Origin of the sequence: Nocardioides allogilvus, from assembly GCF_003047285.1 — a bacterium.
In the GTDB taxonomy this organism is placed as follows: domain Bacteria; phylum Actinomycetota; class Actinomycetes; order Propionibacteriales; family Nocardioidaceae; genus Nocardioides; species Nocardioides allogilvus.
On the sequence record NZ_PZYX01000001.1, the window covers coordinates 1 to 21,240 of the forward strand.

Annotated in this window: 19 protein-coding genes, 2 tRNA genes, 1 other RNA gene and 1 pseudogene; 14 read left to right on the forward strand and 9 right to left on the reverse strand. The window is 68.7% G+C overall.

Annotation, left to right across the window (positions count from 1 at the left end):
- The first annotated feature begins 161 nt into the window (after nucleotides 1-161).
- Together C9J87_RS00005 and C9J87_RS00010 are read left to right on the forward strand one after the other, a co-directional pair.
- The gene (locus tag C9J87_RS00005) at nucleotides 162-1,964 is read left to right on the forward strand and encodes a putative bifunctional diguanylate cyclase/phosphodiesterase (protein ID WP_157953070.1); all 1,803 of its coding nucleotides are present in this window, start codon (nucleotides 162-164) and stop codon (nucleotides 1,962-1,964) included.
- Nucleotides 1,965-2,121: 157 nt separating this feature from the next.
- Nucleotides 2,122-2,434, forward strand: a pseudogene (locus tag C9J87_RS00010) (transposase); the annotation flags it as partial.
- Between the two features lie 880 nt (nucleotides 2,435-3,314).
- Here the strand turns inward: C9J87_RS00010 and C9J87_RS00015 are convergent.
- Complete coding sequence (locus C9J87_RS00015) at nucleotides 3,315-3,506, reverse strand: helix-turn-helix domain-containing protein (RefSeq protein ID WP_198652175.1); 192 nt, start codon at nucleotides 3,504-3,506, stop codon at nucleotides 3,315-3,317.
- 106 nt (nucleotides 3,507-3,612) lie between these two features.
- Between C9J87_RS00015 and C9J87_RS19545 the strand changes: the two genes are divergently transcribed.
- Nucleotides 3,613-4,200, forward strand: a complete 588-nt coding sequence (locus C9J87_RS19545; protein ID WP_157953071.1) for a helix-turn-helix domain-containing protein — start codon at nucleotides 3,613-3,615, stop codon at nucleotides 4,198-4,200.
- Nucleotide 4,201: 1 nt separating this feature from the next.
- Entirely contained in the window at nucleotides 4,202-5,431 is a 1,230-nt protein-coding gene (locus C9J87_RS00020) for a tyrosine-type recombinase/integrase (protein ID WP_198652177.1), read from the forward strand.
- Between the two features lie 76 nt (nucleotides 5,432-5,507).
- Here the strand turns inward: C9J87_RS00020 and C9J87_RS00025 are convergent.
- Nucleotides 5,508-5,597 (reverse strand) — tRNA-Ser (locus tag C9J87_RS00025).
- 116 nt (nucleotides 5,598-5,713) lie between these two features.
- Between C9J87_RS00025 and ffs the strand changes: the two genes are divergently transcribed.
- From ffs to C9J87_RS00060, 7 genes are all read left to right on the forward strand, one after another.
- Nucleotides 5,714-5,804: signal recognition particle sRNA small type (gene ffs / locus C9J87_RS00030), an RNA gene on the forward strand.
- A gap of 115 nt (nucleotides 5,805-5,919) precedes the next feature.
- Nucleotides 5,920-8,202 (forward strand): DNA polymerase III subunit gamma and tau, encoded by a 2,283-nt coding sequence (locus C9J87_RS00035; protein WP_198652179.1) that lies wholly within the window; start codon nucleotides 5,920-5,922, stop codon nucleotides 8,200-8,202.
- A 40-nt stretch (nucleotides 8,203-8,242) separates the two neighbouring features.
- Nucleotides 8,243-8,653 carry a YbaB/EbfC family nucleoid-associated protein gene (locus C9J87_RS00040; protein WP_107704420.1) on the forward strand — a complete coding sequence of 137 codons (411 nt, stop codon included), beginning with the start codon at nucleotides 8,243-8,245 and terminating at the stop codon, nucleotides 8,651-8,653.
- 9 nt (nucleotides 8,654-8,662) lie between these two features.
- Entirely contained in the window at nucleotides 8,663-9,262 is a 600-nt protein-coding gene (gene recR / locus C9J87_RS00045; protein WP_010831270.1) for a recombination mediator RecR, read from the forward strand.
- The gene (locus tag C9J87_RS00050; RefSeq protein ID WP_010831271.1) at nucleotides 9,255-9,860 is read left to right on the forward strand and encodes a DUF5063 domain-containing protein; all 606 of its coding nucleotides are present in this window, start codon (nucleotides 9,255-9,257) and stop codon (nucleotides 9,858-9,860) included. Before recR ends, C9J87_RS00050 begins: the two co-directional genes overlap by 8 nt.
- Before the next feature lie 63 nt (nucleotides 9,861-9,923).
- Nucleotides 9,924-11,195, forward strand: coding sequence for an aspartate kinase (locus tag C9J87_RS00055; RefSeq protein WP_036489941.1), 1,272 nt, complete (start codon nucleotides 9,924-9,926; stop codon nucleotides 11,193-11,195).
- Nucleotides 11,192-12,241, forward strand: coding sequence for an aspartate-semialdehyde dehydrogenase (locus C9J87_RS00060; protein ID WP_107704421.1), 1,050 nt, complete (start codon nucleotides 11,192-11,194; stop codon nucleotides 12,239-12,241). The genes C9J87_RS00055 and C9J87_RS00060 overlap by 4 nt, the downstream gene beginning before the upstream one ends.
- A gap of 3 nt (nucleotides 12,242-12,244) precedes the next feature.
- On the opposite strand, the gene C9J87_RS19850 is transcribed toward C9J87_RS00060, so the two are convergent.
- Both C9J87_RS19850 and C9J87_RS00070 read right to left on the reverse strand, forming a co-directional pair.
- Nucleotides 12,245-13,075: an ABC-2 transporter permease gene (locus C9J87_RS19850; protein WP_198652181.1), complete on the reverse strand. Its 831-nt coding sequence runs from the start codon at nucleotides 13,073-13,075 to the stop codon at nucleotides 12,245-12,247.
- Between the two features lie 206 nt (nucleotides 13,076-13,281).
- Nucleotides 13,282-13,893 carry a sigma-70 family RNA polymerase sigma factor gene (locus C9J87_RS00070; protein ID WP_107704422.1) on the reverse strand — a complete coding sequence of 204 codons (612 nt, stop codon included), beginning with the start codon at nucleotides 13,891-13,893 and terminating at the stop codon, nucleotides 13,282-13,284.
- A 90-nt stretch (nucleotides 13,894-13,983) separates the two neighbouring features.
- Here C9J87_RS00070 and C9J87_RS00075 point away from each other — a divergent pair, with 90 nt between their 5' ends.
- Nucleotides 13,984-14,424 carry a MarR family winged helix-turn-helix transcriptional regulator gene (locus C9J87_RS00075; protein WP_107704423.1) on the forward strand — a complete coding sequence of 147 codons (441 nt, stop codon included), beginning with the start codon at nucleotides 13,984-13,986 and terminating at the stop codon, nucleotides 14,422-14,424.
- 55 nt (nucleotides 14,425-14,479) lie between these two features.
- Here the strand turns inward: C9J87_RS00075 and C9J87_RS00080 are convergent.
- Together C9J87_RS00080 and C9J87_RS00085 are read right to left on the reverse strand one after the other, a co-directional pair.
- Nucleotides 14,480-14,556 (reverse strand) — tRNA-Pro (locus C9J87_RS00080).
- An 80-nt stretch (nucleotides 14,557-14,636) separates the two neighbouring features.
- Complete coding sequence (locus C9J87_RS00085) at nucleotides 14,637-15,572, reverse strand: metallophosphoesterase (RefSeq protein ID WP_232819788.1); 936 nt, start codon at nucleotides 15,570-15,572, stop codon at nucleotides 14,637-14,639.
- A 26-nt stretch (nucleotides 15,573-15,598) separates the two neighbouring features.
- On the opposite strand from C9J87_RS00085, the gene C9J87_RS00090 reads away from it, so the two are divergent.
- The gene (locus C9J87_RS00090; protein ID WP_010831278.1) at nucleotides 15,599-16,057 is read left to right on the forward strand and encodes a GatB/YqeY domain-containing protein; all 459 of its coding nucleotides are present in this window, start codon (nucleotides 15,599-15,601) and stop codon (nucleotides 16,055-16,057) included.
- A gap of 3 nt (nucleotides 16,058-16,060) precedes the next feature.
- Here C9J87_RS00090 and C9J87_RS00095 read toward each other — a convergent pair whose 3' ends face one another.
- Nucleotides 16,061-18,454, reverse strand: coding sequence for a penicillin-binding protein (locus C9J87_RS00095; protein ID WP_036491832.1), 2,394 nt, complete (start codon nucleotides 18,452-18,454; stop codon nucleotides 16,061-16,063).
- Between the two features lie 233 nt (nucleotides 18,455-18,687).
- Between C9J87_RS00095 and C9J87_RS00100 the strand changes: the two genes are divergently transcribed.
- Nucleotides 18,688-18,975: a WhiB family transcriptional regulator gene (locus tag C9J87_RS00100; protein ID WP_107704424.1), complete on the forward strand. Its 288-nt coding sequence runs from the start codon at nucleotides 18,688-18,690 to the stop codon at nucleotides 18,973-18,975.
- Between the two features lie 36 nt (nucleotides 18,976-19,011).
- Here C9J87_RS00100 and C9J87_RS00105 read toward each other — a convergent pair whose 3' ends face one another.
- Nucleotides 19,012-20,214 carry an ArsA family ATPase gene (locus C9J87_RS00105; RefSeq protein WP_107704425.1) on the reverse strand — a complete coding sequence of 401 codons (1,203 nt, stop codon included), beginning with the start codon at nucleotides 20,212-20,214 and terminating at the stop codon, nucleotides 19,012-19,014.
- Nucleotides 20,211-21,230: an ArsA-related P-loop ATPase gene (locus tag C9J87_RS00110; protein ID WP_232819789.1), complete on the reverse strand. Its 1,020-nt coding sequence runs from the start codon at nucleotides 21,228-21,230 to the stop codon at nucleotides 20,211-20,213. The genes C9J87_RS00105 and C9J87_RS00110 overlap by 4 nt, the downstream gene beginning before the upstream one ends.
- Between the last annotated feature and the right edge of the window lie 10 nt (nucleotides 21,231-21,240).

Genomic DNA, 21,240 nt, shown 5'->3' on the forward strand with positions numbered 1-21,240 from the left:
ACGGAACTCCGGGTCCTTGGGTGCCGGCATAACGGACTCCTCTCCGAGACGATTCTCGCCTCAGCATCGGTGTCCGGGAAACCGGTTACAGGTCACCCTGGTCTACCCCGACCGAATCGAACCCCACCTGTGAACACCGACCGGCCCCTTACACAGAATTCTTGACAGGCTCCGCCGCGGTGGCGCCGCTCGTAGTGTCCCTGGCAGGTCTGCTCACGCTGATGTGGTTCTCCTGGGTGCTCGCCGAGCGGCACAGCAACCTCGCCTCACTACACAAACTGGGCGAGAGACTGGCGTCCACGCCCGATGTCGACTCGATCCTCTCCACCGCACTGGACGCCGTCACTGTGATGCTCGTCGCCCCACGGGCAGAGGTCTACCTGCCCGATTCAAAAGACGACACCCGGCTGCTCCAGGTCCGCACAAACCCGGGTCGGAGCCCCGTTCAGACATCTATCGACCGCGATAACGTACCGAAAACGCGTGGACTAGCACCGAACCACCGCACAGTGGTGGCGTCCGCGCCCCTGGCCGCGGGACAAGAACTGGTGATCTCCATCGACCGAAACGGGACCTCACGTCCCTTCCGTCACCAGGATGTCCGACTTCTAGACATGGTCGCACGCCAGACGGCAGCCAAGCTGCACACGGCCCAGCTGATCGAGCGTCTGCGACACGACGCGCAACATGACTCGCTTACCCACCTGCCCAACCGTCAGCTGCTGCTGGACTGCGTCACCGAGCGGCTCGGCCGCTCCTGCTCGGTCGAGGTGATCTGCATGAGCGTGCACGGCCTCCAGGCGGTGAACGCGGCGTTGGGCCACGACCACGGTGACGAACTTCTCGCGCAGATAGGAAGACGGCTGCAAGCTGCCACGGGGGCCGATGGTGTGGTCGCGCGAGTCGGCGGCGACGAGTTCGCCGTTCTATTGCCCACCGGGAGCAACCGGAGATCAAGTACCCAAACCGCGTCTGCCCTGCTCGAAACGCTCAGGCGTCCATTCCTGTTGAGCGATGTCGAGGTCGTCGTAAGGGGCTCCGCAGGCCTAGCCGCGGGAAGCGACGTTCGCGGTGCCACGGGACGGGACCTGCTACGCCACGCCGACATCGCGATGCGGCTCGCCTGTCGGACCGGCCGTCCCTTCGAGCGCTACGCGCCCGAGCTCGACACCGCGACCCCCGAACGACTCAGACTCGCCGCAGACCTTCAAACGGGCATAAGACGCGGCGAGCTGACCCTGTGTGGCCAACCACAGGTGCGACTCAGCGACGGCACGGTGATAGGCGTCGAGGCGCTCGTGCGCTGGAACCATCCCCGCCTCGGCCTACTGTCCCCGGGCGCCTTCGTACCCTTGGCCGAGCAGACCGGCCTGGATGGCCCGATGACGGCATGGGTGCTGAACGCCGCCCTCAAGGAACTCGCCCGCTGGCGCGCCTCAGGTCTACAACTCCACATATCGGTCAACGTGCCCCCGAGTACGCTCGGGGACGACCATCTGCGGGACCTGACCGAGGAACTCCTGACACTTCGCGGCCTGCCCGGGGACAGCCTCGTCCTCGAAATAACCGAGAGCGCCCTGCTCACCAACACCGACACGGCCAGCCGCGTCCTCCAAGACTTGTCATCGCTCGGGGTGAAGGTATCCATCGATGACTTCGGGACCGGCTTCTCCTCCCTGTCCCGCTTGAGGCGCCTACCCGTGGACCAAATCAAGATCGACCGCAGCTTCGTCACCACGATGCTCCACAACGACGACGACGCCGCAATCGTGCGATCCGTGATCGACCTCGGCCGCGACCTCGGGATGTCCTGCGTCGCCGAGGGAATCGAAGACTCACAGACCTACACCGCTCTCCAGAGGCTCGGCTGCGAGGCCGCACAAGGTTATCTCATCGCGACACCCATGCCCCTGGACGAAATCCCCAACTGGATCGCAACGAGAACCTCGATCACCGTGCCCTGACCGCCGGCCGGCCGATCGAATCGATGAGCATTTCTGATCGTCACCGCAGGCCGGCGACAAGTTCGTCGTGCTGCCGAGCAGCAGGACCTCGAAGGTCCAAGGCATCGACCTTTGGATGAGGAGATCGTCGAGACCTTCGCTATGTCTGCGACCGTCCGAGATCACCGCGTTCGCCGACCCCCCGAGGCCCACTGGCGCAAGATCTGGTCCACCAATCGGTTATCGAGCAGCTCAACAAGGAAGTCAAACGCCGCACCGACGTCGTCGGGATCTTCCCCAACGCTGCCGCCCTGCTCAGGCTCTCGGCCCGTGTGCTGATCGAGGCCCACGACGAGTGGCAGGTCGCCGAGCGCCGCTACCTCTCCGAGGGATCCATGGCCCAACTCACCCCGCCGGCACCCACCGTGCTGGCGATCAACACGACACCGGTCCAAGAGGCGACCACGACACCCGACGTGCAGAGCGCATAGCCTGATCCTCCCGCAGAATCACGCGGACGATCTACACCACTCCACACGGGACACAGCCCCTATTCGGTCCGTAGCTACGTCGACCGACACAGTTCTAGCGTTCGTCGGCAACTTAGAGTTCGGTTGGGCCGTTGGCGACCAGGCGACCAAATCGACCCCGCTGTCGCTGGGCTGTGACCTGACTTTCACGCGAGACGCAGGACGGCCCAAGCAGTGCGTCCGACGGGCGGGCTACTCCCCGGTAGACGGTTTCCGTCGCCATTCCAATCCTTAATCTCCCGGCGTGGACGAACGCACACACCCCCACTGCAACCTGTGCCAGGTGGTGGTGCCGCGGAATCTAACTCACTTCCGCACGCCGTGGCACGAGAGCCAAACGGGTCGGTCTACGCAACTCTTCGGCGATCAGCACGTCGACCACGAGATCACGCAGCTGCTCCAAGTAGTGGCGGCTCTACGCGCCGTATCGCCCTTCACGGCCAGGACTGAGTTCGTGAAGGACCTCCGTGAGCGGCTCATGGCTGAGACGTCACCCGCGCCAGCTGCTCGCTATCAGCCGTGGCGCTCACTCCGAGGACGAATAGGAGCCATGCAGAAACTGACCCCGAGTGGACATAGAACGCGCGCGCCTTTCACGCGATGCGGTCGCCCTGCGACGGCGACCGATGGAAGCCCGCGGGCACCTTCCTCCGGGGCCACCACCTGTGACACCATGAATTCTTCGCTGTCAGTTTCGGCGCGGCGGGGGCGAGGGTCTTCTTCTCCGCCCACGCGGCACGGACCGCCACTACTCGGGGACGCACACGTGAGCTCGAACCACCAAAACTCGCATCTGACGGGCGCGTGCGATTTCCTCCTTGATCGACTCGCCAGGCGCGAGTCAATCGTCGGGGTCGAAGAGCTTGAGGAACTTCTCCCGTGGGATCAGCACTCGGCGGCCGAGCTTGACCGAGGGAATCGTGCCGTTCTCGATACCGGCCGTAACCGTCCGAGGGTCAACGCCGAGGGCTGCTGCGGCGTCAGTGCGGGTGATGACCAAGCTGGGCGCGTTGCGGAGCGTCTCGATGGTCATGGTCGCTGCTCTCATGTCGATTTCCCTTTGCCACGCGTCCTGTGGAGGTCTTCGACTGTACACGTTCGCGCTTGATGTTTCAAGTGTGACGATGTACGTTTCCTATATGGAGCAACGTCAGCGAGGAAACCCGGCTGGAAGCACGAATGCGCAGGTAGCGGCCAACGTACGCAACGCGCGGCACGCGATCGGCATGGACCTGCGTACGTTCTCCGAGCGGGTCAAGGAGACCGGACGTGCGATGTCGACGTCGGCGTTGAGCAAGATCGAGAACGGCGATCGGCGAGTGGACGTCGATGACCTGACCGTCTTCGCCTATATCCTGCAGACGACGCCGGCGGAGTTGCTGGCCCCACCCGAGGATGCCTCGCCGCCAACTGGCGTGCCCAGCGGCCAGTTCAACCACGAGGAGATCCGGGCGTGGGTCCGGGGCCAGGCCAAGTTCACCACCGAGGACCTCGCTCGCTACTGGAAGGACGAGTACTACTCCGCGGTCAGCTCCATCCACTACTACGACAACCTCATGATGCAGTACGCCGAGGACGGCCAGGGCACCCAGATGCACCGCGGGACCTACGAGGAGCGCTCGGCCTCATTGCGCTCGCGACGCGACGCTGCTCGCGTCCGGCTCCTCGCGCTCGACCCCGATGCCCTGCCCGCCCCTCGTGACGACACGGCCGACGGGTGGGCCTAACATGTCCGAGAAGCCGGTCCGGCGTTCACGGTCCCGGCACGCCGGATCGATCACGTCGTACGAAACGCAGAGCGGCCAGCGTTGGAAGTTCCAGATCTATATCCCCAAGGACCCCGAGCGGCCCGAGCTCGGCGACACACGGCTCACCCGCGGCGGCTTCAAGAGCCTCGACGAGGCACAACGAGTACTCGCAGAGGCATTGACGAAGAAGAAGTCCAACGCGCGGTTCCAGGCCAAGGCCCCCACCATCGGCGAGTACGCCGAACACTGGATAGCCGGGCTGCGGCTGCAGAACTCCACTATCCAGGGCTACAAGAGGATCATCCGCAACCACGTCACGCCCTACCTCGGCGCAGTCCAGCTTGACAAGCTCACCGCCACCAGGATCGCGGCCCATTACCGACAGCTCGAGACCTCCGGCCGTCGCGACAGACCAGGGTACGGGAAGCCACTGTCGGCCAATACCGTCTCCAAGGTCCACGTCCTGCTCGCCGCGATGCTCGACGCCGCCGTCGATGACGGGTTAATCCTGCTGAACCCCGCCAAGAAGAAGCGCGCCGTCAACCCACCCAGCGCGAGCCAGGTGCGCGCGCAGAAGCCGGAGATCATCACTTGGACCGGCCAGCAGCTCCACGCCTTCCTGGCCTGGAACCACGGCGAGCTCGATGACGAACTCTTCCCGCTGTGGCGCACCATCGCCTACACCGGCATGCGTCGCTCCGAGGCGCTGGCCCTGCGCTGGGGCGATCTGAACTTCACCACTGGCAGGCTCGGCATCAGGCGGGCCGCCGATGTGACCACACGCAACAAGGCGAAGACCACCAAGACAGGATCAGCGCGAGTCCTCGACCTCGACACCGACACCCTCGCCGTTCTCAAGGCGTACAAGGCGCAGCGGGGAGCCATTTCGCTGAACCTCGCACGCGCGGATGCCTACGTGTTTGGCAACAACGCGGGCGAAATCCGTTCGCCCAACGAGGTCAGCCGGCGCTGGACCTCCCGCGTCCAGGGGGCGCAGGCCGAGATAGACGAACTGCCGCGAGTCACTCTCAAGGGCCTCCGGCACACGCACGCGACCTTGCTGCTCGAACTCGGGGAGCACCCAAAGGTCGTTCAAGAGCGCCTTGGGCACTCCACGATCACCACGACGATGAACATCTACAGCCACGTCACACCGACGATGCAGAAGGCCGCGGTGAATCGCTTTGCAGCACATCTCGATGAGGCTTAGCACATATTTCAGCACATGAGCCGACAAAGCACTCTGACCTGGACCAAGAAGGCCCAGGTCAGACGCAGTTTACCACTGGCGGAGGATAGGGGATTCGAACCCCTGAGGGCTTTCACACCCAACCCGCTTTCCAAGCGAGCGCCATAGGCCACTAGGCGAATCCTCCGCCGAGGAGCGTACCGGTCGGTTGACAGCGCGTGAAATCGAGTGCCTCGATCGCGTCGTACGGCGCCGGGCGGGCCCGGTTGGGCGCAGCCGGGCGCCTCACCTAGACTCTGCGCCAACCCCCCACGTGGCGGCATCTTGTTGAACTCCCCCAGGGCCGGAAGGCAGCAAGGGCAGACGAGCTCTGTCGGGTGCGTGGGGGGCCTTTTCATGCCCCGAGGTCCGAGCCCGTGGGAGCGCAGCGACAGCACGCGCGAGCCGTCACGAAACCCACGGTCGTTCCCCTGTGGTCGCTGTCGGTGCCGGTGCGTAGGGTTCAGGTCGTGGAGTCCCCCCAGTCACCGTTGGCGCTGTATCGCCGCTACCGGCCCGAGACGTTCGCCGAGGTCATCGGTCAGGACCACGTCACGGAGCCGCTGCGAAACGCGCTCGCGAACGACCGGGTCAACCACGCCTACCTCTTCTCCGGACCGCGCGGTTGCGGCAAGACGACCTCGGCCCGGATCCTGGCCCGCGCGCTCAACTGCGCGCGTGCGCCGATCGCCGACCCGTGCGGGGAGTGCGACAGCTGTCGCGAGCTGGCCCGGCGCGGCGGCGGCTCGATCGACGTCATCGAGATCGACGCGGCGTCCCACGGTGGTGTCGACGATGCGCGTGACCTGCGGGAGAAGGCCTTCTTCTCCCCGGTGCGCGACCGCTACAAGATCTACATCATCGACGAGGCCCACATGGTCTCCAACCAGGGCTTCAACGCCCTGCTCAAGCTGGTCGAGGAGCCGCCGCCCCACCTGCGCTTCATCTTCGCCACGACCGAGCCGGAGAAGGTGCTGCCGACGATCCGCTCGCGCACCCACCACTACCCGTTCCGGCTGATCCCGCCGCGCCAGCTCTCCGACTACCTCAGCCAGCTGTGCGAGCTGGAGAAGGTCGCAATCGAGCCGGCCGCGCTGCCGCTCGTCGTGCGCGCCGGTGGTGGCTCGGCTCGCGACACCCTCTCGGTCCTCGACCAGCTGATGGGCGGCGCCGGATCCGCGGGCGTCACCTACGACCTGGCCGCCGCGCTGCTCGGCTTCACGCCGGAGACCCTGCTGGACGAGGTGGTCGACGCCTTCGCCGCTGTCGACGGTGCGGCCGTCTTCGGCGTCGTGGACAAGGTCGTCGAGACCGGTCGCGACCCGCGCCGGTTCACCGAGGACCTCCTGCGCCGGCTCCGTGACCTCGTCATCGTGGCTGCGGTGCCCGAGGCCCCCGCCTCCGGCCTGCTCGACGTGCCCCAGGACGCCGGCGAGCGCCTCGTCGCCCAGGCCGCCCGCTTCGGTGCGGTCGAGCTCAGCCGTGCCGCGGACATCGTCGCGTCCGGGCTGACCGAGATGCGTGGCGCCACCGCGCCGCGCCTGCTCCTCGAGCTCATCTGCGCGCGGGTCCTGTTGCCGGGCGCCGACGACACCAGCGACGGCGTGATGGCCCGGCTCGACCGGATCGAGCGCCGTCTCGACGTGTCGGGTGCGGTGAGCACGCCCGCCGACCGACCCGCCCGTCCCACTGCTGCTGCGGCGTCGCCCGCGCCGGCTGAGCCCGCCCCGAACCAGGTTGCCCCGGCGGCACCTGCCCCGACCCCCACCCCGGCGCCCGCCGCACCCGCCCCGACCGCCCAGCCGGCGGCGATGGCTCCGGCCCAGCCCGCCGGGTCCGCCCAGCCGCCGACGGCGACGCCGGCTCCGGTCGAGCACGGCGAGCACGAGCCGATGTTCGCCCCGCCGCGCTTCGACGACGGCCCTTCCGACGAGCCGGCCGACGAACCGATGCCGCCGGTCGAGGCGACCGCGCCCGTCGACCAGCCCGCGGAGCAGGTTGCCGTGGTGGCGCCGCCCGCTACACCCGAGCCTGCGGCGACCGGGGCCGGGAGCAACCTCAGCCTCGTCGACGTACGCCGCTTGTGGCCCGACATCGTCGAGGCGACCAAGGCCCGGCGCCGCGTGACCTGGATCCACCTGACGCAGAACGCCCAGGTGATCGCGGTGGACGCCAAGACGCTGACGCTGGGGTTCACCAATGCCGGTGCGAAGGAGTCGTTCCTGGCCGGGGGCTCCGACGAGATCCTGCGCCAGGCGGCGATCGACGTCGTCGGGGCGGAGTGGCGCATCGACGCCATCATCGACCCGAGCGCGCAGCCCGATGCCGGGCGCCCCGTCGTGAAGCAGTCCTCCACCGCGCCCGCGGCGCCGACGCCGCCACCGGCTGAGGCGCCGGCGTGGGCCAGCGACGAGCCCGCCTCGGCTGCGCCCGACTCACCTCCCGCGTGGGCAGCCGACGACGCGGCCCAGCCGGCCCACACCCAGACGTCCCCGTCCCAGACGTCCCCGTCCCAGACGCCCCCGGCCTCGCCCGGCCCGGCCGGCTCCACGGGGCTCACCGCCGCTCGCGAGGCGCTCGAGCGCTCGCGCGAGACCGGTGCCGACCCGGGAACCACGGTCGATCACCGCGCGTTGGCCGATGCGGCGGCAGATCCCGACGATCCGGCCCCTGACACCCAGGGGCTCGACAGCACGGCCCTGCTGCAGCAGGCGCTCGGCGCGAAGATCGTCGAGGAGATCAAGCACTCGTGAGCACGACATCCCCACCCACCGCACCCCACCGGGAGACCTCATGACCCAGAACCCCTTCGACGCACTCGGCGGCGGTTTCGACATGAACGCCCTGCTCCAGCAGGCGCAGCAGATGCAGGAGCAGCTCCAGCAGGCGCAGGAGCAGCTCACCGAGCAGAAGGTGTCGGGCACGGTCGCCGGCGGCGCGGTCTCGGTCACCGTCAACGGCGTCGGGGAGCTGCTCGGGGTCGACATCACCGCGGGCCAGTTCGACGGCACCGACTCCGACGACCTCGCCGACCTGAGCGACATGATCATCGCCGCCTACCGCGACGCCAAGGCCAAGGCCGAGGCCATCGCCAGCGAGGCCATGGGCCCCCTGGCCGGTGGGCTCGAGGGCCTCGGTGGCGGCCCCGGTGGCGGTCTCGGTGGCCCTGAGGGCGGGCCGCCCAGCGGCCAGCTCGGTTTCTAGGGTCCTTCGTTGTACGAAGGCATCGTCCAAGACCTGATCGACGAGCTGGGTCGACTCCCCGGCGTCGGACCCAAGAGCGCGCAACGCATCGCCTTCCACCTCCTGCAGGCCGAGCCGGCCGACGTACGCCGCCTGGCTGACGTCCTGATCGAGGTGAAGGACAAGGTGCGGTTCTGCTCGATCTGCTTCAACGTCTCCCAGGACGAGCAGTGCCGCATCTGCCGCGACCCGCGCCGCGACCCGGCGTTGTTGTGCGTGGTGGAGGAGTACAAGGACGTCGTCGCCATCGAGCGCACGCGCGAGTTCCGTGGCCGCTACCACGTGCTCGGCGGCGCGATCTCGCCGATCGACGGCATCGGCCCCGAGCAGCTGCGCATCCGCGAGCTGATGATCCGGCTCGCCGACGGTGCCGTCACGGAGGTCATCTTGGCCACCGACCCCAACCTCGAGGGTGAGGCCACCGCGACCTATCTCACCCGGATGCTCAACCCCATGGGGTTGCGCGTGACGCGGCTGGCGAGTGGACTGCCAGTGGGCGGCGACTTGGAGTACGCCGACGAAGTGACCCTCGGGCGCGCATTCGCAGGAAGGCGATCAGCAGATGACTGACCAGACCACACAGCAGCGGACGCCGCCGGACCCCGACGAGTTCGCCGCCCAGATCGCCGACCAGATCGAGAGCTTCCTGCTTGCGCTGCGTGCGATCGCGCGCGGCGGCAACGGAGCCCAGGCCGTCTCGCTGCTGCTGCTCGAGATCAGCCAGGTGCTGCTCGCGGGCGCCCGGCTGGGCGCGCAGCTCGACTTCCAGCCCCGGGAGGAATACCAGCCCGACGTGGGCCCGGAGGCCGACATCGACGACATGCGGCTGCGGCTGGCGCGGATGCTGGACAGCGTCGACACCTACAGCTTCGTGTTCGACCCCTACCTGCCCGATGTCGTGCAGAGCCAGCTCTCCGACGACCTGACGTCCATCGCGATCGACCTCGACAACGGCCTGCGCCACTTCAAGCTGGGCAACGTCGAGGAGGCCCTGTGGTGGTGGCAGTTCTCCTACGTCAACAACTGGGGCAACCTCGCCGGCGCGGCGCTCAACGCGCTGCTGACCGTGGTCGCGCACGACCGGTTCGACACCGACTTCGAGGAGACCGTGGAGGCCCTCACGGTCGCCCATGAGATGTTGGACGACCCGGTCGATCCGCCCCGGTAGAATCCACGCGTCAGAAGCGTCACGACGCAGCAGTCGTCTACCGAGATCGTCGAGGACCAAACCGTGGGCATTGTCGTGCAGAAGTACGGCGGCTCCTCGCTCGCCGACGCCGACGCCATCAAGCGGGTCGCGCGCAGGATCGTGGAGAACAAGAAGGCAGGCCATGACGTCGTCGTGGCCGTCTCGGCGATGGGTGACTCCACCGACGAGCTGCTGGACCTCGCCGGTGCGGTGAGCCCGCTGCCGCCGGCGCGCGAGATGGACATGCTCCTCACCGCCGGTGAGCGCATCTCCATGGCGCTGGTCGCGATGGCGATCTCCGACCTCGGCTTCACCGCCCGCTCCTTCACCGGCTCGCAGGCCGGCGTGATCACCGACTCGGTGCACGGCAAGGCGAAGATCATCGACATCACGCCCGGGCGCATCACCAGCGCGCTGGCCGACGGTCACATCGTGATCGTCGCCGGCTTCCAGGGCGTCAGTGCCGACACCAAGGAGATCACCACCCTGGGTCGCGGCGGCACCGACACCACCGCGGTCGCGCTGGCCGCGGCGCTGGAGGCCGACGTCTGCGAGATCTACACCGACGTCGACGGCGTCTTCACCGCCGACCCGCGGATCGTGCCGGCCGCCCAGAAGCTCGACAAGGTCTCCTACGAGGAGATGCTCGAGCTCGCTGCCTGCGGCGCCAAGATCCTGCACCTGCGCTGCGTGGAGTACGGCCGCCGCTACAACATCCCGATCCACGTCCGCTCGTCATTCAGTCAGCTCGAAGGCACGTGGGTCGTCGAAGACCCCACCGACGGAGGCATCATGGAACAGGCCATCATCTCCGGCGTCGCGCACGATCGCAGCGAAGCCAAGATCACCGTCGTCGGCGTACCCGACAAGGTCGGCGAAGCCGCCCGCATCTTCGCGGCGCTCTCCGAGGCGCAGGTCAACCTCGACATGATCGTCCAGAACGTCTCGGCCGCGGCGACCAGCCTGACCGACATCTCGTTCACGCTGCCGCGCACCGACGGCCAGACGGCGATGAACGCGCTGGCCAAGATCCAGGGCGAGGTCGGCTACGACAAGCTGCTCTACGACGACAAGATCGGCAAGGTCTCGCTGATCGGTGCCGGCATGCGCTCGCACCCCGGCATCACCGCGAAGTTCTTCTCCGCGCTGGCTGAGGCGGGCGTCAACATCGGCATGATCTCCACCTCCGAGATCCGCATCTCCGTCGTCGTCACCGAGGACGAGGTCGACCAGGCCGTCCGCGCGACCCACAGCGCCTTCGACCTCGACGCCGATGAGGTCGAGGCTGTCGTGTACGGCGGGAGCGGGCGATGAGCGCCATCAACCTGGGCATCGTCGGCGCCACCGGTCAGGTCGGCGTCGCAGTCCGCGAGATCCTGCTCGAGCGCGGCTTCCCGACCGGGGACATCCGCTTCTTCGCCTCCGCCCGCTCGGCCGGCACGGTGCTGCCCTTCGGCGACCGCGAGGTCACCGTGGAGGATGCCTCGACCGCTGACCCGACCGGCCTCGACATCGCGATCTTCTCCGCTGGTGCCACCACCTCGCGTGCGCTCGCGCAGACCTTCGCCGACGCCGGCGTGATCGTCATCGACAACTCGTCGGCGTTCCGCAAGGACCCGGCGATCCCGCTCGTCGTCTCCGAGGTCAACCCGGCTGCGATCGACGCCGTCGTGGCCGCTGGCCGGGGTATCATCGCCAATCCCAACTGCACGACCATGGCCGCGATGCCGGTGCTCAAGCCGCTCCACGAGGCCGCCGGGCTGCAGCGACTCGTCGTGTCGTCCTACCAGGCCGTCTCCGGTTCGGGCGTCGCTGGCGTCGACGAGCTGATGGGTGGCGTCACCGCTGCCGGCGAGAAGGCCCGTGAGCTGGCCTACGACGGTTCGGCCGTGACGTTCCCCGAGCCCAACAAGTACGTCGAGACGATCGCCTACAACGTGCTGCCGCTGGCCGGCTCCATCGTCGACGACGGACTCAACGAGACCGACGAGGAGCAGAAGCTCCGCAACGAGTCCCGCAAGATCCTCGACCTCCCCGAGCTGCGCGTCTCCGGGATCTGCGTCCGGGTGCCGGTCTTCACCGGTCACTCGCTGGCGATCAACGCGGAGTTCGCCTCGCCGCTCACCCCCGACCAGGCGCGCGCGCTGCTGGCCGACGCCCCCGGCGTCGAGCTGCGCGAGGTGCCGACGCCGCTGCACGCCGCCGGCAAGGACCCGTCCTACGTCGGCCGGATCCGTCAGGACGAGGGTGTCGACGACAACCGCGGGCTCGCGCTGTTCATCAGCAACGACAACCTGCGCAAGGGCGCTGCCCTCAACACCGTGCAGATCGCCGAGCTGATCGCGGCGACCCGCGCCTGAGCGCTACTCGTCGATGTCGACGAACCTCGTGGTCACCCACCACGAGAGGGCGTAGGTCGCCATGGCGACCAGCGGGATGACGATGACCATCCACCAGTTGTAGATGACGTCGAGGAAGAACAGCATCGCCGCCACGGCGAGCAGTCCGACCGCGAGGAAGCTGGTGCTGCCCGGGTCCTCGATCCCGAAACCGCGCAGCAGCCAGCCGCCGACGTAGGTCAGGATCACCAGTGTCGCGACCAGCAGCAGCAGGCCCGGCCCGCCGCACGAGTCGGTGCCGCGCACGACCTCGCAGAGCTTGAGCGACGCGAAGGTCAGGAGTACGGCGAGCAGGCCGATCAACGCACCGACGGCCAGCGCTGCCTGGAGGGCCGGGATGGCCGGCAGCGAGAACTCGCGCTTCGGCTTGGGCTCCGTAGCTGCCACCGGCTCCGGGCTGGGCTCGGGCTCTGGGCTGGGCTCGTGCCTGCCCGCGGAGGCTGGCGGAACGACCGGGGCGGCGAGCTCGGGGTCGGGGGCCGGCGCGGGCTCAGCCTCGGGGACGATCGGGTCGAGCTCGGGTGCGAGCGGCGCGGGCGGCTCGGGGGTGGGCTCGGGCTGCGGCGTCGTCTTGGGCTCCGGGGTCGTCTTGGGCTCCGGGGTCGGCTCGGGCTCCGGGGTCGGCTCGGGCTCCGGGGTCGGCTCTGGCTCCGCGACCGGCTCCGGGGGAGCGGTCGTCGCGGAGTCCTCGACGGGTGCGCCCGGCTCCGGCTGCTTGGCCTTCTTCTTGCGACCGAAACCGAACGACGGGAGCTCGAGCGAAGGGCCGTCGCCCTTGGGGTCCTTGTCAGCCATGCGGCGAAGTGTGCCAGAACCCGCGCGACCGGCGCGGCAGCCAGCCTCCACGCGGTCGCGGCACGCCCGCGTCGGTCATGGAACTCCACGCACCTGCGTGGACATTCAGCCCTGACAAGACGCAGGGACCCGAAGCTCCACGCACCTGCGTGGACCTTCACTGCTCGGTCGGGCCACGTCCCGGGCGGGTACGACGCCGAGGACCGCTAGGCCCAACCCGGGCCGATCTCGAGGGTGGGGATCTCGAGGTGGTCACGCAGGCGGACCAGCGCGGCCCGGATCCGGGACTTCGTGGTGCCGAGCGGAGCATGCATGAGGCGGGCGACGTCGGCGTAGGTGTGGCCGCCGAAGTAGGCGAGCTCGACCGCGCGCCGCTGGACGGGCGTGAGGGAGTCCAAGGCAGCGCGCACGCGTACGGCGGTCAGGTTGGCCTGCGCCTCGTCGAACGTGGTGTCCACGTCGGTCACGGCAGGACTGGCGTCGTGCCACTCGTCGTCGCGGCGCCGGGCAGCGCTGCTGGCGCGCACCCGGTCCACTGCTCGCCGGTGGGTGATGGTCAGCATCCACCCGGTCGCGCTGCCGCGGCGCGGGTCGAAGTGCGCCGCCTTGCGCCATACCTCGAGGAAGACGTCCTGGATGACCTCCTGGGCCTGGTGCGGGTCACCGAGGACCCGGACAGCGAGCCCGTAGGCACGATGTGCGAAGTCGTCGTAGAGCTGGGCGAACGCATCCTCGTCGGCACGGCCGGCGAGCACGAGCAGCTGGTTGAGCGGGTCCGGGGAATGCTCTGCCCCGGTTCGGGCCGTGCGTCCGCGCATCGTGCCTCCACATCTGCAAGACGGCCCCAGATACCTTGCGCAAAAGTAACTTGTCTACAAGGTAACGCGTTGCGTGCCAGAATGTGTCACATGGCCGACATCGAGGCTCCACCTCTTGCGGACCAGCTCTGCTTCGACCTCTACGCCGCTTCGCGAGCCGTCACGGCCGCCTACCGGCCCACGCTCGCGGCGCTGGGCCTGACGTATCCGCAGTACCTCGTGCTGATCGTCCTGTGGGAGCGCGACAGCTGCACCGTGCGCGAGATCGCGGACAGGCTCCGCCTCGACCACGGCACGCTGACCCCGCTGCTGCGCCGGATGGAGTTCGGTGGACTGATCGCTCGCCACCGCGACCACACCGACGAGCGCTTCGTCGTCGTCTCGCTGTCGAGCAAGGGCGACGAGCTGCGGCGGCACGGCGACCGGATCCAGTGCGACATGAAGGCGGCCATGGGGCTGAGCGAGCAGGAGTTCACCGACCTGCAGGTGACGCTGCGGACGCTGACCGCCCGGGTCAGCGGCGAGGAGTAGCGCCTCCGACGCAGAACACCCGGACCCACGTCTCCGTGGATCCGGGTGTCCTACTTGGTCGGGGTGACAGGATTTGAACCTGCGGCCTCGTCGTCCCGAACGACGCGCGCTACCAAGCTGCGCCACACCCCGATCCGCTGTCGCAATCGACGAGCGGCTGCGAAGCACGGCGAGCATACCCGAGCGTTTGGGGGCCCCTGAAATCGGGCCCGTCAGGCCTTCGGTATCAGTGTCATGAGCGTGGCCTCGGGCCGGCAGGCGACCCGGAAACGGACGTAGGGGTTGGTCCCGATCCCGGCCGAGACGTGCAGCCACGCGGAGCCCGGATCGCCGGGCGCGGAGTCGGCAGGGTGGCGGTGCAGGCCCTTGGCGCGGGCCGGCTCCAGGTCGCAGTTGGTCGTCAGTGCACCGATGCCGGGCAGGCAGACCTGGCCGCCGTGGGTGTGGCCGGCGATGACGGCGTCGTAGCCGTCGGCGGCGTACTGGTCCAGGACGCGGAGGTACGGCGCGTGCGTGATCCCCAGTCGCACGTCGGCGTCCGGATCGGCGGGCCCGGCGACGGCCGCGAGGTCGTCGTAGTCGAGGTGGGGGTCGTCGACACCGGCCAGCGCGATCGTCGTGCCACCGACCGTGATGCGGGCGCGCTCGTTGCACAGGTGCAGCCAGCCGCGGTCGGAGAAGCGCGCCTTGAGCTCGCGCCAGGGCAGCTGCGCGGTGTCGGTGTTGCGATGGCCGCGGTCGGGCAGGAGGTAGCGCAGGGGGTTGCGCCAGCCGGGTGAGTAGTAGTCGTTGGAGCCGAAGACCGAGATGCCGGGCAGGTCGAGCAGCGGCCCGAGGGAGTCGAGCACGACCGGCACCGAGCGCATGTGCGCCAGGTTGTCACCGGTGTCGATCACCAGGTCGGGGGCGAGGTCGGCCAGCCAGCGCAGCCACTCCTGCTTGGCCCGCTGGTCGGGGGCCATGTGGATGTCGCTGAGGTGGAGGACCCGCAGCGCCTGCCTGCCGGCAGGCAGGATCGGCACGGTGACCTCGCGCAGGGTGTACTGCCGGGCCTCCCAGGCTGCGTACGACGCGAGCGCCAGGCCTGCACCCAGGCCCACGGCCGACGTCAGGCCGACGGGGCTACGCAACAACTCGGGCGAGGGCACGTGGCAAGGCTGCCACAATGGGTCCCATGAGTGCTCTGAAGGACCGTCTGCGTGCCGACCTGACCACCGCGATCAAGGCGCGCGACGAGGTCCGCTCCTCGACTCTGCGCATGGTGCTCACCGCGATCACCAACGCCGAGGTGGCGGGCAAGGTGCAGCGCGAGCTCTCCGACGACGACATCCTGGGCGTGCTGTCCACCGAGGCGAAGCGGCGCCGCGAGGCGGCCGTCGCGTTCGCGGACGGCGGGCGCACGGAGATGGCCGCCAAGGAGGTGGCCGAGGGTGAGGTCATCGCCGACTACCTCCCGGCGCCCCTCACCGAGGCGGAGATCGCCGAGCTCGTCACCGCTGCGATCGCCCAGACCGGCGCCGCCGACGAGGGCATGCGCGCGATGGGCAAGGTCATGGGCGTGGTCACGCCCCAGGTGAAGGGTCGCGCCGACGGCGGGGCCGTCGCCGCGGAGGTCCGCCGCCAGCTGGGCTAGGGGCTAGCCGTTGCCCTTGCCGTTGCCCTTGCCGTTCCCGTTGTTGCCCTTGTCGTCACCGCCACCGCCACCGTCACCGTCGCCCCCACCGTCGCCGCCCTTCTTGCCGCCGGTGTTGGTCGGGGGCGGGGGCGGGGGAGCCGGGACGTAGCCGGTCGACTGGTAGATCACGACCGTGTCGCCGGAGCCGAGCGAGGTGCCGGCTGCCGGAGAGGTCGACACGACGGCCTCCTTGGCGATCGTGGAGTTGAGGTAGCCGCCGAGCGAGGTCTCGAAGCCGGCGGTCTCGAGGGCCGCGCGGGCGGCCTTGAGGCTCAGGCCTGACACGTCGGGGACGGCGGTCAGCACGCCGGCGATCTCGTCACCGGCCGGGGCGCGGAAGTTTTCGTAGTCGAGCTTGTCGGAGATGGCGTCCATCGCCTCGCCCCAGATCGGGCCGGCCACGGTGGAACCGAACGCCTCACCGATGTAGGAGCCGCCGACGTACTGGCCGTTGAGGCTGACCCAGTGGCCGAGCGAGTTGGCGCCGGCCACCATCGAGGCAGTGGCGATCTGCGGGGTGTAGCCCACGAACCACACCGACATGTTGCCCTGGTTGGTCCCGGTCTTGCCGGCCGAGGGCTTGTCGATCGCGATGTTCTGGCCGAAGCCACCGGGCTCCATCACGCCGCGGAGCACGTCGTTGACCGCGTCGGCGGTGACGCCGGGCATCACCGTCTCGCAGGTCGTGCTGTAGTCCTTCACGGTGCTGCTGTCCGAGGCGAGGACCTGGGTGACCGGCAGCGCGTCACAGTGCAGGCCGCGGGCGCCGAAGGTGGCGTAGGCCTCGGCCATGGTCAGCGGGTCGGTGTCGGAGACGCCGAGGACCCAGGAGGGGACCTGCTGCTCCTCGGGCAGGGTGATGCCCATCTTCTGCGCCAGCTGGATGGGCTCGCACATGCCCGTCTGGGCCTCGAGCTGGGCGTAGAAGGTGTTCACCGACAGCTGGGTGCCGGTGTAGAGGTTGTAGTCCTGGTCGCCGCCGGTCGAGTTGGACACCGACCAGCCGCCGTCGCCGATGTAGGGGCCGTCGCAGGTCTCGAAGGAGGAGTCCGGGATGTCCATCTTGATCGGGGAGAAGATCGACTGGCTGAGGGGGATGTTCTGGTTGATCGCCGCGGCCAGGACGAACGCCTTGAACGTCGAGCCGGCCTGGAAGCCGTTGGCGTCGCCGTACTTCCGCGGGACGACGTAGTTGAGGTAGGTCTGGCCCGCCTCCTTGTCCTTGCCCATCGGGCGGGACTGCGCGAGCGCCTTGACGTAGCCGGTGCCGGGCTCGACCATCGCCAGCCCGCCGATCGCCTGGTCGGTCGGGTTGACGTGGTTGGAGACGGCCGCGTCGGCGCCTTCCTGGTAGTCCAGGTCGAGCGTGGTGTGGATGGTCAGGCCGCCCGACTGCAGGAGCCGCTTGCGGTCCTTGAGCGTCTCGCCGAGCGACTTGTCCTTGAGGAGGTAGTTGACGGCGTAGTCGCAGAAGAACGGCGCCCGGGACTGCTGGCAGCCGTTGGGGGACGGCTGGATCTTCAGGCCGAGTGGCTGTTCCTTGAGCTTGTCGGCCTGCTCCTGGGGGATGACGTTGAGCGTCGCCATCCGGTCGAGCACGACGTTGCGACGGGCGATCGAGCGCTCGGGGGAGTTGGTCGGGTCGTAGCCGGTCGGGTTCTTGACCAGGCCCGCCAGCGTCGCGGACTGGAGGTAGTTGAGGTTCTTGGCGTTCTTGGAGAAGTAGTGCTGGGCAGCCGCCTGGATGCCGTAGGCGCCGTCGCCGAAGTAGGCGATGTTGAGATAGCGCTCGAGGATCCAGTCCTTGGTGTAGTTCTTCTCGAAGGCGATGGCATAGCGCAGCTCGCGCAGCTTGCGGGCGTAGGTGTCGTCGGTGGCCGCGGCCGCCTCTTCCTTCGACTCCGCCTGGTTGAGCAGCGTCTGCTTGACCATCTGCTGGGTGATCGAGGAGCCGCCCTGCACCGAACCGCTCGCCTGGTTGGTCACGAAGGCGCGGATCGTGCCGCGGATGTCGAGGGCACCGTGCTGGTAGTAGCGGTCGTCCTCGATGGAGACGATCGCCTCGACCATCTTGCGCGAGATCTGCTGGAGGCCGACGTTGATGCGGTTCTGGTCGTAGAGCGAGGCGATGAGGTTGCCGTTGGCGTCGTAGATGCGTGTCTTCTGCGCCAGCTCCTTGGCCTCGAGCTCGTCGGGCAGGTTGACCATGCCCTTGCTGACGTCCTTCGCGGCGACGCCGAGGACTCCGGCGAACGGGATGGCGAGGCCGGCGACGAGAACGCCCAGGATCGCGGCCACGGCGCCCATGACAGCGAGGTGGGACAGGACAGAGGGCCTGCGATCGGGCGTCGGCATGGCCACCAGAGTACGGGAGCCGACCAGACCGGCCCATTCGCCGTACCACACCTCACCAGCCGTTGGCAGGCGTTCGAACGCACGGCTGACCATCTGGTCTAGTCATATCGGACCATCAGTTTTAGCCAGAAGGTGCATTCATCAATCACTGCTTCTTGCATACGGTCATCGAGGGTCGAGGAGTGGTCGCTATGGGGGCGACCATCGGGAGCCCGACGAGATGGCGGAAAATCATGTGGGTTGAGGACTGGGCGCCGCGAGCGGCGTGCAAGCAGGACACTCCGGACGCGCTGTTCGTGCGCGGAGCCGAGCAGAACAAGGCGAAGCAGGTCTGTGCTTCGTGTCCCGTGCGCACTGAGTGCCTCGCGGAGGCGCTCGACAACCAGATCGAGTGGGGTGTCTGGGGCGGTATGACCGAGCGTGAGCGCCGTGCGTTGCTGCGCCGTCGGCCGCAGGCCTCCTGGCGCAACGTCCTCGAGTCGGCTCGCAACGAGCACGTCAACAACCCCGTCAACGTCTGACTCCTCGCAGCGCCCTCTCGGGTCACCCGTCCCGGGTCACCCCTCGGCGAGCAGGTCGCCGATCCGCCGCAGGCCCTCGAGGTCGTGCACGTCGGTCGACAGCGCCGGCACGACTGCCGTCGCGACGCCGGGGTGCTCGGTGGACCAGCGCTCGCGCAGGTGTGCCTCGCGCATGACGATGCGCGCACGGTCGGCGTGCAGCCGCAGCAGTCCGGCGGTGGTCGAGTCGGGCTCGGTCGCGACCAACCGGTCGGCGGCGGCCGTCGCCTCCTCGACCGACAACACGGTCGACAGCGGCGGGCTGGCCCGGTTGACGACGAGACCGGCGAGCGGCATCTCGTCCTCGGTGAGCCGCTCCACGAAGTAGGCGGCCTCGCGCAACGCGTCCGGCTCGGGAGCAGCGACCACCACGAAGGCCGTGCCGTCGGCCTGCAGCAACGAGAAGGTCTTCTGCGCCCGCTGGCGGAAGCCGCCGAAGAGCGTGTCGAAGGCGGCCACGAACGTCTGCATGTCGCGCAGCACCTGGGCGCCGAGGATCTTGGTCAGCGCGTTGGTGATCATCGAGACGCCGGCCGTCATCAGCTTGGCCGGGCCACGGGCCGGAGCCAGCAGCAGCCGGATGAACCGGCCGTCGAGGAAGCTGCTGAGCCGCTCCGGCGCGTCCAGGAAGTCGAGCGCCGAGCGCGAGGGCGGGGTGTCGACGACGATCAGGTCGTAGCTGCCGTCCAGCTGGGCCTGGGCGTGGATCTGGCCGAGCTTCTCCATGGCCATGTATTCCTGCGTGCCCGAGAACGAGCTGGACAGGGCGATGTAGAAGGGGTTGTCGAGGATCGCCCTCGCCTTCTCGGGGCTGGCCTGGCTGAGCACCACCTCGTCGAAGGTGCGCTTCATGTCGAGCATCATGGCGTCGAGGGAGCCACCTTGGTTTCGTGACGGGCGCTGGGCGCCCTCCTCAACCACCGCAAGTGGCACCGGTCGGGGCGTGTTGTCCAAGGCCTCGATCCCCATCGACTGGGCCAGCCGGCGGGCCGGGTCGATGGTCAGCACGACGACCTTGCGCCCGCGCTCGGCGGCACGCAGGGCGAGGGCAGCGGAGGTGGTGGTCTTGCCGACGCCGCCCGAGCCGCAGCAGACGATGATCCCGGTCGCGGGGTCGTCGATCAGGGCGTCGATGTCGAGGCGAGGGGCACGCTCGGTCGTGGCGGCCAGCGGGCCGACGCGTGGGCGGTGGGTGGTCATGCCAGTCCCTGGTCCTTCAGCTGGGCGGCCAGCTCGTAGAGCCCGCCGAGGTCGACGCCGTCGGCCAGGCGGGGAAGCTCGTAGTGGGGAACGTCGAGCGCGCTCACGATGGCGCGCTGGGCGTCCTCGAGGGCACGACGCTCGGCGTGGTCGCGGGCCTCGAGGACCAGGGCGTCGACCATCTCGTGGGTGACGTCGACCTTGGCCGCCTGGAGGTCGGCGGTGATCTTCTCGCGGTCGAGGGTGCCCGTGCGAGCGGCCTTGAGGTCGGCCTGGCCGAGGTCGCGGGCACGGACGAGGTTGACGATGACCGCGCCGACCGGGAGCTGGGCTGCCCGCAGCTCCTTGATCCCGTCGGCCGTCTCCTGGACCGGCATCTCCTCGAGCACGGTGACGAGGTGCACCAGCGTCTTGGGCGATCGGAAGAGCGTCATCACCGTGTCGGCCTGGGTCTTGATCGGACCGACCTTGGCCAGCCCGGCGAGCTCGCCGTTGACGTTGAGGAACTGGGTGATCCGCCCGGTCGGCGGGGCGTCGAGCACGATCGCGTCGTAGGCGCGGGCCTTCTTGTTGCGCGCGTTGCGCCGCGCGGCTTCGTAGACCTTGCCGGTCAGGAGCACGTCGCGGACGCCCGGCGCGATGGTGGTCGCGAAGTCGATGACGCCGAAGCGGTCGAGCGCCTTCCCGGCGCGGCCGAGCTTGTAGTACATCGCGAGGTATTCGAGGAGGGCCGACTCCGCATCGATGTGCAGGGCGTGTACGGCGCCGGGCGCCACGTCACCGACCGGCAGCCCGCGCGCGATCCGGCGCTCCTCGTAGGGCAGCGGGTCGACGTCGAACATGCGGGCGATGCCCTGGCGACCCTCGACCTCGCAGAGCAGGACGTCCTTGCCCGTCGAGGCCAGCGAGAGGGCGAGCGCCGCGGCGATGGTGGACTTGCCGGTGCCGCCCTTGCCGGTGACGACGTGCAGCTGGACGCCCGACCAGTCGAAGGGCTGCTCCGCGTGTGTGGTCACCGCTGCAGGA